16 protein-coding genes are annotated in these 14,142 nt (G+C 75.2%); 9 read left to right on the top strand and 7 right to left on the bottom strand.

The window, feature by feature from the left end; all coding sequences use genetic code 11:
* The first annotated feature begins 51 nt into the window (after positions 1-51).
* On the top strand, positions 52-609 hold the full coding sequence (locus AB0G01_RS16020; protein WP_360945541.1) for a phosphoribosyltransferase family protein: 558 nt from the start codon (positions 52-54) through the stop codon (positions 607-609).
* Positions 610-1,094: 485 nt separating this feature from the next.
* On the opposite strand, the gene AB0G01_RS16015 is transcribed toward AB0G01_RS16020, so the two are convergent.
* From AB0G01_RS16015 to AB0G01_RS16000, 4 genes are read right to left on the bottom strand one after another with little or no spacing between them, the layout of a single operon-like run.
* A complete protein-coding gene (locus AB0G01_RS16015; RefSeq protein ID WP_360945538.1) occupies positions 1,095-1,622 on the bottom strand; it encodes a GNAT family N-acetyltransferase in 528 nt (175 codons plus the stop codon).
* A gap of 4 nt (positions 1,623-1,626) precedes the next feature.
* On the bottom strand, positions 1,627-2,838 hold the full coding sequence (locus AB0G01_RS16010) for an acyl-CoA dehydrogenase family protein (RefSeq protein WP_360945535.1): 1,212 nt from the start codon (positions 2,836-2,838) through the stop codon (positions 1,627-1,629).
* Positions 2,839-3,843, bottom strand: a complete 1,005-nt coding sequence (locus AB0G01_RS16005) for a phosphotransferase family protein (protein ID WP_360945532.1) — start codon at positions 3,841-3,843, stop codon at positions 2,839-2,841.
* The gene (locus AB0G01_RS16000; RefSeq protein WP_360945529.1) at positions 3,840-4,487 is read right to left on the bottom strand and encodes an HAD family phosphatase; all 648 of its coding nucleotides are present in this window, start codon (positions 4,485-4,487) and stop codon (positions 3,840-3,842) included. Before AB0G01_RS16000 ends, AB0G01_RS16005 begins: the two co-directional genes overlap by 4 nt.
* 135 nt (positions 4,488-4,622) lie before the next feature.
* On the opposite strand from AB0G01_RS16000, the gene AB0G01_RS15995 reads away from it, so the two are divergent.
* The gene (locus tag AB0G01_RS15995; protein ID WP_360945526.1) at positions 4,623-5,453 is read left to right on the top strand and encodes an NmrA family NAD(P)-binding protein; all 831 of its coding nucleotides are present in this window, start codon (positions 4,623-4,625) and stop codon (positions 5,451-5,453) included.
* On the opposite strand, the gene AB0G01_RS15990 is transcribed toward AB0G01_RS15995, so the two are convergent.
* A complete protein-coding gene (locus tag AB0G01_RS15990) occupies positions 5,450-5,971 on the bottom strand; it encodes a DUF6886 family protein (protein ID WP_360945523.1) in 522 nt (173 codons plus the stop codon). The genes AB0G01_RS15995 and AB0G01_RS15990 overlap by 4 nt on opposite strands.
* A gap of 85 nt (positions 5,972-6,056) precedes the next feature.
* On the opposite strand from AB0G01_RS15990, the gene AB0G01_RS15985 reads away from it, so the two are divergent.
* Both AB0G01_RS15985 and AB0G01_RS15980 read left to right on the top strand, forming a co-directional pair.
* The gene (locus tag AB0G01_RS15985; RefSeq protein ID WP_360945520.1) at positions 6,057-7,142 is read left to right on the top strand and encodes a hypothetical protein; all 1,086 of its coding nucleotides are present in this window, start codon (positions 6,057-6,059) and stop codon (positions 7,140-7,142) included.
* Between the two features lie 4 nt (positions 7,143-7,146).
* Positions 7,147-7,650: a hypothetical protein gene (locus AB0G01_RS15980; RefSeq protein ID WP_360945517.1), complete on the top strand. Its 504-nt coding sequence runs from the start codon at positions 7,147-7,149 to the stop codon at positions 7,648-7,650.
* Positions 7,651-7,699: 49 nt separating this feature from the next.
* Here the strand turns inward: AB0G01_RS15980 and AB0G01_RS15975 are convergent, their stop codons facing one another.
* Positions 7,700-8,557: an LD-carboxypeptidase gene (locus AB0G01_RS15975; RefSeq protein ID WP_360945514.1), complete on the bottom strand. Its 858-nt coding sequence runs from the start codon at positions 8,555-8,557 to the stop codon at positions 7,700-7,702.
* On the bottom strand, positions 8,554-10,470 hold the full coding sequence (locus AB0G01_RS15970) for a prolyl oligopeptidase family serine peptidase (RefSeq protein WP_360945511.1): 1,917 nt from the start codon (positions 10,468-10,470) through the stop codon (positions 8,554-8,556). The genes AB0G01_RS15975 and AB0G01_RS15970 overlap by 4 nt, the downstream gene beginning before the upstream one ends.
* A 130-nt stretch (positions 10,471-10,600) precedes the next feature.
* On the opposite strand from AB0G01_RS15970, the gene AB0G01_RS15965 reads away from it, so the two are divergent.
* Genes AB0G01_RS15965 through AB0G01_RS15945 form a run of 5 tightly spaced genes read left to right on the top strand, consistent with a single transcriptional unit; the run spans position 10,601 to position 14,124 of the window.
* A complete protein-coding gene (locus AB0G01_RS15965) occupies positions 10,601-11,167 on the top strand; it encodes a DUF3090 domain-containing protein (protein WP_360945508.1) in 567 nt (188 codons plus the stop codon).
* A 56-nt stretch (positions 11,168-11,223) separates the two neighbouring features.
* Entirely contained in the window at positions 11,224-11,970 is a 747-nt protein-coding gene (locus AB0G01_RS15960; RefSeq protein WP_360946487.1) for an SCO1664 family protein, read from the top strand.
* Between the two features lie 46 nt (positions 11,971-12,016).
* Positions 12,017-12,493: a GNAT family N-acetyltransferase gene (locus AB0G01_RS15955; RefSeq protein ID WP_360945505.1), complete on the top strand. Its 477-nt coding sequence runs from the start codon at positions 12,017-12,019 to the stop codon at positions 12,491-12,493.
* 10 nt (positions 12,494-12,503) lie between these two features.
* Complete coding sequence (locus AB0G01_RS15950) at positions 12,504-13,286, top strand: aminoglycoside phosphotransferase family protein (RefSeq protein WP_360945502.1); 783 nt, start codon at positions 12,504-12,506, stop codon at positions 13,284-13,286.
* 19 nt (positions 13,287-13,305) lie between these two features.
* A complete protein-coding gene (locus tag AB0G01_RS15945) occupies positions 13,306-14,124 on the top strand; it encodes a DUF3097 domain-containing protein (RefSeq protein WP_360945499.1) in 819 nt (272 codons plus the stop codon).
* Positions 14,125-14,142 lie beyond the last annotated feature (18 nt).

Genomic DNA, 14,142 nt, shown 5'->3' with positions numbered 1-14,142 from the left:
GGCGGAAAACCGGTCGCGCCGTGCCGTCGGGCGGGTGGAGGATCGACTGTCGTGACGATCGTGGCGCGCGACCTCCTGCTGGAGCGGTTCCGATGGGTCGACGGCCACTCGGACATGTGGCCGGTGTTCCGGGACGCCGATGCCTTCAAGGCGGTCGTCCGGGCGCTGGTGGAGCCCTTCCGCGAGGCGGGGGTCACGGCGGTGTGCGGGGTCGAGTCGCGGGGTTTCCTCCTCGGCGGGGCGGCGGCGTGGGAACTCGGGGTGGGTTTTGTCGCGGTGCGCAAGGCCGCCGGGTTGTTCCCCGGCGAGAAGCTGGTCCGGGAGACGGAACCGGACTACCGGGGGTTCCGGCACGTCTTGAGAATCCAGCGGGCGTCGCTGGGGCCGGCCGACCGGGTGCTGTTCGTGGACGACTGGGTCGAGACCGGCAGCCAGGCGCGGGGAGTGCGGGGGTTGGTGGAGGACGCGGGTGGCCGGTGGGTCGGGTGCGCCGTCGTCGTGGACCAGACGAGCGCGGCGTCCAGGGAGGCGTTGGGCGGTGTGCACGCCCTGGTGGGCCACGACGAGCTCTCCGGTGTCCGACCTCGGCGGTCGGCCGGGGGCGGATGACGTCCATCGCGGTCACCGGACGAACCGGACCACGCGGTGGCGTGGGGGGCGGTTCGTCGAGCAGGCCGGGGCCGCTGGTGACCGGGGGCAGCACGGTTGGCAGGTCGGTCGGCCAGGCGTGACCGGCGACGCGCACCCCCAGTGCGCGCCGCCACCCGCGCGGGCCCGCCCACTGCCGGTCCCACAGCGGGTTGCGGTCGACCGCGCCGGGCGGCAGGGCGGTCGCGGAGGCAGGGGCGGATAGCAGGGCGGTCGCGGCGGTGTGTACGTGGCGGCGGGTGGGTGGGAGTTCCACGGGTTTCTCCTCGGGTCGGGGGTGATCGACACCGAGCATCCCGGTCACAAGCTGTGAATGGACTGAGACGCTGAGAGACCGCTGAGGGGTCGGGGGTGTTCCTGAGGAGCGCTGGGGTGGGGGAGGCCCGCGATCCTCAGCCGTTCACCCCGGACGGTCGACACCGGACGGTCGACACCGGCCGGGCCTGTCACGGTGTCGGCAGGGTTTCCCACAGCAGTTCGCCGTCCTCGACGACATCGGTGGCGACCAGGCCGATCCACCGCGCGACCGCGTTGGACGCGGCGTGGTCGGGGTGCGCGTGGGCGGTGAACCGGGTGATCCCGGCGGCGCGCAGCCATCCGACGACGAGGCCCGCCGCCTCCTGCGCGAAGCCCCGGCCCTGGTGCCCGACGCCGACGACCCAGGCGATCTCGGCGGCCGGCGGCCGGTTCCCGACCCATGGCGGCCCGTTCTCGACGGTGGCTTGGACGTACCCGGCGGCCTGGCCGGTGTCGTGGCGGCGCACCACCCAGTTGAGCCACCACTGGTCGCCCTCGCGCGACCGCCCGAGCACCTGGCGGGCGTAGCGCCGGCGCAGTTCGGCCACGTCGGGCGGCTCGCCGCCGGTGAAGGCGTAGAGCTCCGGTGCGGCCAGCACGACCGCCATCTCCTCGGCGTGCTCGACGCGCAGCGGTTCGAGCCGGAGGCGGCTGCTGTCCAGGGGTTCGGCTCGCACGCCCCTACGTGTACTTCCTGAGCTCGCGCTTGGCCAGCGACATCCGGTGCACCTCGTCGGGGCCGTCGGCCAGGCGCAGCGTCCGGGCCTGCGCCCACAGGGCGGCCAGCGGGTAGTCCTGGCCGACACCGGCCGCGCCGTGCGCCTGGATCGCCTTGTCCAGCACCCACTCGGCCATCAGCGGCGTGCCGATCTTGATGGCCTGGATCTCGGTGTGCGCGCCCTTGTTGCCCACGGTGTCCATCAGCCACGCGGTCTTGAGCACCAGCAGCCGGGCCTGTTCGATGCGCACGCGGGATTCGGCGATCCACTCCCGGACCACGCCCTGGCGGGCCAGCGGCTTGCCGAACGCGACGCGTCCGGCGACTCGGCGGCAGAGCAGTTCCAGGGCGCGCTCGGCGATGCCGACCAGCCGCATGCAGTGGTGGACGCGGCCGGGCCCGAGGCGGGCCTGGGCGATCGCGAAGCCCTCGCCCTCGCCGGCGATGAGGTGGTCGGCGGGCACCCGGACGTCGTCGAACACGATCTCGGCGTGGCCGCCGTGCGCGGCGTCGGTGTAGCCGAACACGTGCAACGCGCGTTCGACGCGCACGCCCGGGGTGTCGCGGGGCACCAGCACCATCGACTGGCGGCGGTGGCGCTCGGCGGCGGGGTCGGTCTGGCCCATGACGATGAAGACCCCGCAGTCGGGGTTCATCGCGCCGGAGGACCACCACTTGCGGCCGTTGATCACGTAGTGGTCGCCGTCGCGTTCGACGCGGGTGGCGATGTTGGTGGCGTCGGAGGAGGCGGTGTCGGGTTCGGTCATGCAGAACGCGGAGCGGATCTCGCCGTCGAGCAGGGGCCGCAGCCACCGCCGCTTCTGCCGCTCGGTGCCGAACATGGCCAGCACCTCCATGTTGCCGGTGTCCGGCGCGGCGCAGTTGAGCGCCTCGGGTGCCAGGTGCGGGCTGTGGCCGGTGATCTCGGCCAGCGGCGCGTACTGGAGGTTGGTCAGGCCGCCGCCGTGCTCGGTGTCGGGCAGGAACAGGTTCCACAGGCCCTGGCGGCGGGCTTCGGCCTTGAGGTCGGCCAGGACGGCGGGCCGGGCCCACGGGTCGGCGGCGGCGGCGAGCTGGGCGGCGGCGACGGGTTCGGCGGGGTGCACGAACTCGTCCATGAACCGCAGCAGCGTGCCGCGCAGGTGCCCGGTGGTGGCGTCGTGGGCGAAGTCCACCTAGTTCTCCCCCTCGGTGGCGGCGAGTCCCCGCCGGAGCAGCGGCGCGGTGAGCCGGCCGATCCGGTCGAAGCCCGCGCCGACCGTCTTGCCGGTGGTGTGGCGGAAGTGGATGCCTTCGACGATCACGGCGAGCTTGAAGCAGGCGAACGCGGTGTACCAGCCCAGGCCGGAGACGTCCGCGCCGCTGCGCCGGGCGTAGCGCTCGACCAGCTCGTCGGTGGTGGCGAAGCCGGGCAGCGCGGCCGCGGTGCCGGTGATCGGGTCGTCGGCCGGGCCGGGTCCGGTCCAGTAGAGGCAGAGCAGGCCGAGGTCGGCCAGCGGGTCGCCGAGGGTGGCCATCTCCCAGTCCAGTACCGCGCGGATCGCCGGCGGGTCGTCGGTGACCAGGACGTTGTCCAGCCGGTAGTCGCCGTGCACGATCGTGGCGCGCCGGGAGTCGGGCACGGTGGCGGCGAGCCGGTCGCGCAGTTCGTCGACGCCGGGCAGCTCGCGGCTGCGGGAGGAGTCGAGCTGGGTGCTCCAGCGGGCGACCTGGCGGCGCAGGAACCCGTCCGGGCGGCCGAAGTCGCCCAGGCCGACCGCGTCCGGGTCCACGGCGTGCAGGTCGGCCAGCACGTCCACGAGCCGTCCGGACAGCGCGGCGGCCTTGGCGGGGGTGAGCCACGGGGCCTGGTCGCGGTGCCGCAGGGCGACCCCGGGCACCTCCTGCATCAGGTAGAACGGCGCGCCGAGCACGTCGGGGTCGGTGCACAGGTGCCCGGTGCGCGGCACGGGCACGGCGGTGCCGGCCAGGGCGGTGATGACGCGGTGCTCGCGGGCCATGTCGTGCGCGGTGGCCTGCACGTGGCCCAGCGGCGGGCGGCGCAGCACCCAGCGGGCGGTGCCGTCGGTGAGCCGGTAGGTCAGGTTGGACCGGCCGCCGGGGATGAGCTCGGCGGTCAGCGGCGGCGTGCCCAGGTGGGCGGCCAGGCGGTCGAGGTCCAGGCCGGGCGGTGCGCTCATGCGGCGGCTCCCAGCAGTGCGGCGAGGACGGTACGGGTGGACTCGGCGTCGGTGTGCCGGTGGGCGTGCAGGCCGGCGGCGCGCGCTGCTTCGACGTTGACGGGTGCGTCGTCGACGAACGCGCAGCGGTGCGCGGGCAGGTCCAGGACGTCGAGGGTGTGGGCGAAGATGCGCGGGTCGGGTTTGCGCAGCCCGACCCGTCCGCTGACGACCACGGTGTCGAACAGCTCCAGCAGCAGTTCCTCGGGGTAGCCCTCGCCCCAGCTGTTCGACAGCAGCACCGTGCGCAGGCCCCGGTCGCGCAGGTCGCGGACGAGCGCGACCATCGCCGGGTCGGTCTCGGCCGCGCCGAACATGCGGCGCAGCAGGTCGTCCGGGGGGATGGCGGCACCGGTCGGGGTGCGCAGCTCGGCGGCCAGCAGGCGTTCGAACTCGGCGACCGGGAGTGCGCCGGTCTCCAGCCGGTGCACCGGGTTGTCGGGCGCGGCGTCGTGGCCCATCCAGGCGCGGATGGTCGCGCCGTAGCGCTCGCGGTCGACGTTCTCGCGGTGCAGCCAGTCTTCGATGAAGGTGGGCACGGGCACCGTGAGCACGCCGCCCCAGTCCAGCACCACCGCGTCGATCCGTCGTCCGGGTTCCGCCACGCAACGAGGGTACCGACCGGTCGGTATGCGGGCAACCGGAAAGCGCGGGAATACGCCGGAAAGGTGAATGGCGCGGTCGTTCCGGAAAACGTGAACACCGCGTTCGCATTTGACTGGTATGGTTTTGTTGGATTCATGGGTCCTATTCTTGTCACGGGTGCGACGGGCACCGTGGGCGGCAGTGTGGTGCGGCAGTTGCTGGCGGCGGGGGTCGAGGTGCGGGCGTTGACCCGTGACCCGGCCGGGGCCCGGCTGCCGGTCGGGGTCGAGGTGGTGGGCGGCACGTTCGCGGAGCCGTCGTCGCTGCTCCCGGCGTTGCGCGGGGTGACGCGGGTGCACCTGGTGTCGATGGGCGGCGATGGCCCGGAGATCGTGGACGTGCTGGTGCGCGCGGGGGTGGAGCGGTTGACGCACCTGGGGCACGACGACCCGTCGCGGGCGGACGACGACCCGTTCGAGGCGTGGCACCGGGTGTTCCGCAAGGCGATCGAGGACTCCGGGATGGCGTGGACGCACCTGTTCCCCGGCGAGTTCATGGCCAACACCCGGGAATGGGCCGCGTCGGTGCGGGCGGAGAGCGTCGTGCGGGCCCCGTTCGGCGGTTGGTCGACCGCGCTGGTGCACGAGGACGACATCGCGGCGATGGCGGTGCGGGCGCTGCTGGAGGACGGGCACGCGGGCCGCGCCTACCAGCCGACCGGGCCGGAGCCGGTGGTGCGGCGGGACGCGGTGCGGCTGATCGGCGAGGCGGTGGGCCGTCCGGTGCGGTTCGAGGAGCTCACCCCGGAGCAGGCGCGGGAGCAGTGGCGCGACCTGTACCCGCCCGAGGTCGCCGAGTGGTTCCTGGAGATCGGCGCGCGGGCAGGTGGGATGGACTGGGTGTCGCCGGACGTCGAGGCGGTGCTGGGCCGGCCGGGGCTGACCTTCCGGCAGTGGGCCCTCGACCACGCCGCCGAGTTCGCCTAACGGTCACCGGGCGGGCGCGCGTTGCGCAGCCGGATTCCGCTGAACCGCAGGGTGCGGCCGGTCGCCTCGTCCCAGAACGACCACAGGTCGGTCCGCACGCGCAGCTCGATGCCGGCCTGCTCGTGCAGGTCGAACAGGTCGCCGACGCGCTCGGGCGGGCCCAGCGGGAGGACCGGCCCGGTGGCCACCACGGCGCTGTCGCCGAAGGGCCGGAACGCGGCGGCGTCGAACCGGTAGGCGTAGAGGGCGGTGGTGCGCATCCGGGCCAGCCAGCCGTACTCGACGGCGTGCACCCGCTGCGCGCCCAGCCACAGCCGGTCCTCCGGCGTGGTGTCGGGGTCCGCCCAGGCCATGGCACGCGGGCAGTCGCGCGGGAACCAGTAGGCCGGGGCCAGGTCGTGGTCGACCGCCCACACGTAGGCCCCGGGGTGTCGCGCGGTGGCCGCGACGTGGGGTTCGAACCGGGTGATCGCGGGGTCTTCGGAGAAGTGCAGCACTTCGCCGGGCGCGGGACGCATGGTCGGCAGTGTCACCGACCCGGTGGCGCGCGGTCGACCGAAATCCGGTGGCGGGCGGCCCGCCCCGCGCGGTGGGATCGGGCGCGTGCCCGGATCACTGCTGGTCGACTTCGTCTACTGCCATCCCGTGGGCCACGCGATCGAGGCCCTGCACCTGTGCCACGGGTACCACCGCGCCGATCCCGCCCTGCGGATCGGGCTGGTGCTCAACGCCGCGACCCCGGTCGAGCCGGCCGGGCTCTGCCCGTTCGTGGCCGAGGTGCACGCGATCGACGTGGACGTGGTCGACGCGTCGGCGGACTTCTCCGGGCAGCTCGCCGGGATCGCCCGCGACTGGGACGGCGTGGTGCAGGACCGGCGGGCCGACCAGCCGGAGCAGCGCGAGGTGTTCCCGGGCCTGGCCGCGTACCACCGGCAGGCCCGGTCGCACTTCCGGTCCCGGGGCGCGGTGTTCCCGTACTCGCCGGGCGAGGCGTTCCGGCTGCCCGTCCCCGCCTACCGGTCCCGGGTCGACGGGGTGCGGATCGCGGTGCTGCCGGGTGGCAGCGGTCCGCGCCGGCTGTACCCGTCGGTGCGGTCGTGGCGGCTGGTCCTCGACGCGCTGGCCCGCCGGTTCCCCGGCGCGGAATTCGTATTCGTGGGCAAGCTGCGCGAGGACGACCGCACCAGCACCTCGTTCGGCCGGGCCGAGTACGACGCGCTGGCCGGCGCGGTGCGCGCGGTGGACGCGGTGGATTTGCCGCTGGTGTACCAGCTCGCGCGGGTGGCCTCGGCGGACGTGCTGGTGTCGCCGCACTCCGGGTTCGCCATGGCGGCGTTAGCGGTGGGCACGCCGTGGCTGGCGATCTCGGGCAACCGGTGGCCGGAGTACTACTTCCCGGGCACCCCGTTCTACAGCGTGCTGCCGGATGTGACCCGGTTCCCCGCGTTCGGCCGGTTCGCCGAGGACCCGCGGCCGGTCGAGGACGACGGGCCGAGGTCGCCGAGCATGTCCTACGACCGGATCGCGGCGGACCTGCCGGAGATCGTCGAGGGGGCCGCGCGGCTGGTGGAGCGGCGGTGGGACTTCGACACCGCGCTGGCCGACCACGTGCGGCGGGTGGTCGGGGCGGGGTTGGGCGCGGGGATGTGGTCGGTGGACGACGTGCACCGCCGGCACCTGCCACAGTAGGCCGGTGACCGGGGACTACGAGACCGTGCGCGAGGCGGTCGACGGCGAGGGCGACGTGCTCGCGGCGCTGGAGCTGCTGCGGCGGCTCAGGGCGGAGCTGACCGGGTGGGAGCCCCGGCTGATCGAGGCGGCCCGCGCGCGGGGCACGAGCTGGGCGCGGCTGGCCCCGGCGCTGGGTGTCGCGAGCCGGCAGGCGGCCGAGCGGCGCTACCTGCGGCTGCGGCAGGACCTGGGCGACACCGCCGAGGGCCGGGTGCGGGCCGAGCGCGACCGCCGGGCCGGTGAGCGCGCGGTGGCGGCGTGGGCGCGGGAGCACGCCGGGTCGCTGCGGGACCTGGGCGGCCGGGTGGCGGTGGTGGACGTGCTGGTGCGCGAGGCGCTGGCGGCCGACGACACCGCGGCGCTGCTGGCCCCGCTGGCGGGCGCGGCGGACCGGGTCGCCGACCCGGAGCTGGCCGAGGAGATCCGCGCGGTCACGGCGGCGGCGGAACAGGCCCGCCGGCGCTGAACCGAACCGGTCCTGAACCGGCGGCGCTGATCGGCCGGCGGTTCGGCGGTCACGCCACCACGGACACCACGCCGGCGTCGGCGTCCAGCTCCATGGTCACGCCCAGCGGCACGGTGTGCGCGCCGGCGCAGTGCCCGAACCGGACCGATCCGAGCACCGGCACGCCCAGCCCGCCCAGCCGGTCGCGCAGCACCGCGTCGACGACCTCGGCCCGGCCGCACCCGGTCCACGAGCCGAGCACGATCCCGGCGACCCGGTCGAACCAGCCGCCGTGCAGCAGGTCGGTGAGCAGCCGGTCCAGCCGGTAGGGCTCCTCGCCGACGTCCTCCAGCCACGCGATCGCCCCGTCCGGCGGCGGCGCGCCCAGCAGGCTCAGGGTGCCGCCCACCGCGATGCCCCGCGCCCTCCCGCCGACCACGGGCGTGCCGCGGAACGCGGGCACCTCGCCGAACAGCGCGCGGCGCAACCGGTCGCGCGCGGTCGGGTCGTGCACGAACGCCGCGGTGCCCACCATCGGCCCGAACCACGTCGGCACCCCGGCCCGCCCCAGCCGCTCGTGCAGGACGGTGGTGTCGCTGGAGCCGACGAACACCTTCGGCGCGCGGCCGGCGGCGTCCCAGTCGAGCAGGTCCGCGATGCGCCGGCTGCCGTACCCGCCGCGCGCGCACACCACGGCGGCCACGGCGGGGTCGTGCCAGGCGGCGCGCAGGTCGGCGGCCCGGTCGGCGTCGGTGCCGGCCAGGTGGGGCAGCTCGGGGTGGACGTCCAGCGCGTGCGGCGCGACCCGCACGTCCAGGCCCCAGGTGCTCAGCCACGCGACCCCGGCGTGCAGCAGCCCGGCCGGCACGGGACCGGCCGGGCTGACCACGACCACGCGGTCGCCCGCCCGCAGCGGGCGCGGTGTCACGTGCGCAGCTCCAGCACGGGCACGCCGGCGGGCACGAACCCGAACACCTGCCCGTAGAAGGACAGCTCGGCCTCCAGCGCCGCCACGATCGTCTCGGCCTTGCGGAAGCCGTGCTGCTCGCCCTCGAAGGTCAGGTACGCGTGCGGGATGCCGGTGCCGTCCAGCGCCGCGACGAACCGGTCGGCCTGCTCGGGCGGGCAGATCTCGTCCTCCAGCCCCTGCAACAGCAGCACCGGCCCGCTGAGCCGGTCCACCCGGTTGGACGGGGACCGCTCGGCGTAGCGCTCGGCGGTCGCCGGCCACGCCCCGACCAGGCCCTCGACGTAGCGGGACTCGAAGTCGTGGGTCTCGCCGCCGTCGCCGGTCCAGCCCCTGAGGTCCAGGATCGGGAACGCCACCATCCCGCACCGGTAGGTCTTCACGCTGGTCATCGACGCCGCCGAGGTCCACCCGCCGGCGCTGCCGCCCCGGATGCCCAGCCGCGCGCCGTCGGCGGTGCCCTCGTCGGCCAGCGCCTGGGCGACGGCGGCGCAGTCGTTGACGTCGACCACGCCCCACTGCTCGCGCAGCCGCTCGCGGAAGGCCCGGCCGTAGCCGGTGGAGCCGCCGTAGTTCACCGACACGACACCGATGCCGCGACTGGTGAAGTAGGCGATGTCCACGTCGAGCACCGGCGCGGACCGGCCGGTGGGCCCGCCGTGGACGTGCACCACGTAGGGCGGGCGCTCGTCGTCGGGGCCGGCGAACTCCGGGTTGGTCGGCGGGTAGACGTAGGCCGGGACGTCCTGCCCGTCCGGGCCGGTGAACACGCGTTCGGCGGGCACCGGCAGGTAGTCCGCCGGCGGCAGCGACGCGGCGTGCCCGGCGAGCCGGGTCAGCTCGCCGGTGGACAGGTCCAGCGCGACCGCGGCGGCCTCGTCGCGCGGCCCGGCCGCGCCGGAGACCACGACCCCGTCGTGCACCGCCAGGTGGGCCTGCCACACCGGCAGCTCCACGTCGACGTCGGTCACGGTGCCGCTGCGCTCGTCGAGCACGGCCAGCGCGCCCGAGCGCAGCACCAGGTAGCGGCCCCGGTCCAGGGCGGCGAACCAGCGGTTGCCCAGCCGCCACATGGGGCCGCCGAGCTCCTCCTGGCACGGGGCGAGGTTCTTCTTCGTGCCGTCCGGGGAGATCCGGAACAGGTTCCACCAGCCGTCGGGGTCGGTCAGCGCGAGCAGGTCGCGCCCTTCCCACTCGACCTGGCAGACCGCTTCGCGCGGCCCGCCCGCGAGCACCCGGTGGGTGTCGGAGCCGACCTCGGCCACGCACAGCTCGGTGCCGTCCCACGGCATGTCCGGGTGGTTCCAGCCGATCCACGCGAAGTGGGTGCCGTCCGGGGACAGCCGGGGGCCGGTCATGAAGTGGTGGCTGGCGGCGAGCACGCGCGGCGCGGACCCGTCCACGGGCAGCGCGACCAGCTCGCGGCGCACGTCGGTGCGGGCCTCGCCGGTGACGGTCTCGCGCACGCACCACACCTCGCCGGCGGGCCCGGCGGTCAGGTCGGCGTAGCGGACGCCGTGCCGGCGCTCGGGCTCGGGGCTGATCGGCACCGGGTCGGGGTCCTCGGGGTCGAACAGGTGGACGCGCTGGTCCTCCCAGTCGGTGAACGCGACGCGCTCGCCGTCGGGGGTGTCCAACACCACCCACGGCCGCCCGCCGTACTCGTGCACCCGGTTGCGCACGTTCCACGGCGGGGGCAGCAGGTCCTGTCCGTCGCGCACCAGCGCGACCCGGCCGCCCTGCGCGGGGCGTCCCTCGGCCCACCAGACCCGACCCCGGTGCAGGTCGACCCAGTGCAGGCCGCCACCGGCGGCGGCGGCGTCGGCCGCGCCGATGGGCGATGTCCATGTTCCGTACGGTGCGATCTTCACCACGGAGGCGACCCTAGCGCCCGCCCCGCCGCCCCGGTCAGCACCGATCGGCTCCGGGCGTTTCTCCACAGATGACCGAATGCCGGGGGGAGGGCTGCCGATCTTGTCGGCGTGGCCTAGGGTCGTCGGTGTCATGGCACGGGTCATCCACGTATTCCGCCAGCCCGACCGGTTCGTCGCCGGCACCGTCGGGCAACCTGGCGAGCGCACGTTCTACCTCCAGGCCTCCGAGGAGGCCCGGCTGGTCAGCGTGGCGCTGGAGAAGCAACAGGTCGCCGTCCTCGCCGAGCGCATCGGCTCGCTGCTGGAGGAGGTGCACCGGCGGTTCGGCGCGGAGGTCCCCGAGGAGGTCCCCGACGACCTCCGGGACACCGAACCCCTCACGCCGCCGGTCGAGGAGGAGTTCAAGGTCGGCACGATGGGGCTGGGCTGGGACGCCGAGTCCCGCGCGGTGGTCATCGAGCTGCTCGCGATCACCGAGGAGGAGGTCGACGAGGCCGTGGTCCTCGACGACACCGAGGAGGGCCCGGACGCGGTCCGGGTGTTCCTCTCGCCGGGGGAGGCGCGGGCGTTCGCCGACCGCGCCGACCGGGTGGTGCGGGCGGGCCGCAAGCCGTGCCCGCTGTGCTCGGAGCCGCTGGACCCCGAGGGCCACGTCTGCCCCAGGCAGAACGGCTACCGGCGCGCGGACGAGAGCTGAGCCGCGGCGTGCGGCCCGGTGACGAGGGCGTCCTGGACCTGCTCGGCCGGGGCCGGATGGAGGTCCGGGGCAGGCTGGTCGACGCCTCCAACGCGACGCTGCTGTGCACGATCGGCCTGGACGGGATGAGCGCCCGGTGCGTGTACAAGCCGGTGCGCGGCGAGCGCCCGCTGTGGGACTTCCCCGACGGCACGCTGGCGGGCCGCGAGGTGGCCGCCTACCTGGTGTCGGAGGCGGCCGGGTTCGGGCTGGTGCCGCCCACGGTGCTGCGGGCCGGCCCGTTCGGGTCGGGCATGGTGCAGTTGTGGGTGGAGACCCGGGAGAACGACGACCTGGTCGACATCGTCCCGGTGGACGAGGTGCGCCCGGGGTGGCTGCCGGTGCTGCGCGCGCACGACCGGTTCGGCGACCCGGCGGTGCTGGTGCACGCCGACCACCCGAGGGTGCGGCTGATGGCGGCGTTCGACGCGGTGGTGAACAACGCCGACCGCAAGGGCGGCCACGTCCTGCACTCCGACGACGGCGCGGTCTACGGCGTGGACCACGGCATCTGCCTGCACTCCGACGACAAGCTGCGCACGGTGCTGTGGGGGTGGCTGGGCGAGGCGCTGCCGGGGGACGCGGTGGAGGCGCTGCGCCGGCTGCGGTCGGGGCTGGCCGGCGCGGTGGGCGAGAGCCTGCACGAGCACCTGACCCGCGCGGAGGTCCGCGCGCTGGCCGAGCGGGTGGACAAGCTGCTGGCGGCGGGCGTGTACCCCGAACCGTCCCAGGAGTGGCCGTCGATACCGTGGCCGGCGTTCTGACCGCCGATGCCGCCGCCGGGGGCGCGGCGGTGGTCTAATCGACCGGGTGAGCAGCGTGCGACTCCGCGAGGTGACCGAGGCCGACGTGCCGGTGTTCTTCGAGCACCAGCTCGATCCCGAGGCCAACCGCATGGCGGCGTTCGGCGCGGCCGACCCCGCCGACCGGCAGGCGTTCCTGGCGCGCTGGGCGCGCATCCTGGCCGACAACGCGGTGGTGGCCCGCACGATCGAGTTCGACGGCCGGGTGGTGGGCCACGTGGCGCGGTCCAGCCGCTTCGGCGAGCCCGAGGTGTCGTTCTGGGTCGACCGCGCCCACTGGGGGCTGGGCCTGGCCACGGCGGCGCTGAGCGGGTACCTGGCGCTGGACCCGGTGCGCCCGCTCTACGCGCGGGCCGCGGTGGACAACCTGGGGTCGCTGCGGGTGCTGGCCAAGTGCGGGTTCCTCGCCGTGGGCGAGGACGTCGGATTCGCCGAGGGGCGCGGCGAGGACGTCGAGGAGTTCATCCTCCGCCTCGACGCCTAGGGTCGCGGCGGTGACCTCGACGGTGGAGACCCGCCTGGTGAAGCGGTTCGGGCCGGGGGTGCGGCCGTGGCTGGCGGACCTGCCGGACCTGGTGGCCGCGCTGTGCGCGCGGTGGGGGCTGGAGCCGGAGCGGGAGCTGTCCGGCGGCCGGAGCTCCCACACCCTGCTGTGCCGGCGCGGCAGCGCCGCCGTGGTGTTGAAGCTGACCCCCGACCCGGAGATCGCCGCCGAGGAGGCCGCCGCGCTGCACGCGTGGGAGGCCGTGCCCCGGGTGGTGGCGCTGCTGGCGCAGGACGTGGCGGCCGGCGCGTTGCTGCTGGAGGGCCTGGAGCCGGGCACGCCCGCCGCCTACGGGCCGGAGTACCTGGAGGTGCTGACCGCGCTGCACATCCCCGCCCCCGGGGGGATCCTGCCGCTGGCCGGCCGGGTGGACTACATGTACGCGCTGGCGGCGCGGACCAAGCCGGGCGACTACTCCGCGGCGCACGCGGCGGCGACGGAGTTGGCGCGCGACCCGGTGCCCGCCGTGCTGCTGCACGGCGACCTGCACTTCGGCAACGTGCTCGACGCCGGCGAGCGGGGTCTGGTGGCGATCGACCCTCGACCGTGTGCGGGCGACGCGGCGTTCGACGCGGCCGATTTCGTGTTCGCCGCCCCCGACTGGGACACCGGGCTGGCGGCGCTGGAGGGCGTGGTCGACGTGGCGCGGGCGGCGGCGTGGTGCGAGGTGCTCAAGGTGTTCCTGCCCGGCTTCGGCGCGGACGGCGCGCCTGCGGGTCATCCGACCGGGTGAGCGGCTAGCGTCGCGGCTCGTGCGATCACAGGACTACGGGCGGGACGTGCTGGCGGGGCCGAAGAAGCGGAAGGTGCCGGAGGTCGCGGCCGAGCCGGGCGTGGTGGTGGAGGACCCCGCGTCGGGGTTCTGCGGCGAGGTGGTGCGCTTCGAGCACGGCGGGGTGGTGCTGGAGGACCGGCACGGCCGCGAGCGGCTGTTCCCGCTGCTGCCCGCCGGGTTCCTGCTCGACGGCCGGCCGGTCACGCTGGTCCGGCCGGTGGCCGCGCCCGCACCGGGCCGCGCGGTGTCGGCGTCGGGTTCGGTGAAGGTCGAGGGGCTGCGCGCCCGGACCGCCCGCGACGGCCGGATCTGGGTCGAGGGCCTGCACGACGCCGAGCTGGTGGAGCGGGTGTGGGGCCACGACCTGCGGGTCGAGGGCGTGGTGGTGGAGCCGCTGGACGGTGTGGACGTGCTGGCCGGGCGGGTCGAGGAGTTCGGCACCGGGCCGCGCCGCCGGCTGGGCGTGCTGGTGGACCACCTGGTGGCGGGGTCGAAGGAGTCGCGGCTGGTCGCCGAGGTCCGCGACCCGCACGTGCTGGTCACCGGCCACCCGTACGTGGACATCTGGCAGGCGGTGAAACCGGCCTCGGTGGGGATCGCGGCGTGGCCGGTGGTGCCGCGCGGCACGCCGTGGAAGGAGGGTGTCTGCGCGGCGCTGGGCTGGGGCGAGACCTGGGAGGGCTGGCGGCGGGTGCTGGCCGCCGTGGCGGGTTTCCGGGACCTGGAGACACCGCTGATCGGCGCGGTGGAGCGGCTGATCGACTTCGTCACCGAGCCGGACCTCGATCGTTCGTGACCTGCCCGCGCTCCCGAA

Origin of the sequence: Actinosynnema sp. NPDC023587 (assembly GCF_040640215.1) — a bacterium.
In the GTDB taxonomy this organism is placed as follows: Bacteria; Actinomycetota; Actinomycetes; order Mycobacteriales; family Pseudonocardiaceae; genus Actinosynnema.
This window is presented reverse-complemented; position numbering and strand designations above follow the sequence as displayed.

Excerpts from the sequence above, each read along its gene's own strand:
- AB0G01_RS16005 (WP_360945532.1), bottom strand. The coding sequence starts at position 3,843 with ATGAGCGCACCGCCCGGCCTGGACCTCGACCGCCTGGCCGCCCACCTG.
- AB0G01_RS15995 (WP_360945526.1), top strand. The coding sequence starts at position 4,623 with ATGGGTCCTATTCTTGTCACGGGTGCGACGGGCACCGTGGGCGGCAGT.
- AB0G01_RS15990 (WP_360945523.1), bottom strand. The coding sequence starts at position 5,971 with ATGCGTCCCGCGCCCGGCGAAGTGCTGCACTTCTCCGAAGACCCCGCG.
- AB0G01_RS15965 (WP_360945508.1), top strand. The coding sequence starts at position 10,601 with ATGGCACGGGTCATCCACGTATTCCGCCAGCCCGACCGGTTCGTCGCC.
- AB0G01_RS15960 (WP_360946487.1), top strand. The coding sequence starts at position 11,224 with ATGGAGGTCCGGGGCAGGCTGGTCGACGCCTCCAACGCGACGCTGCTG.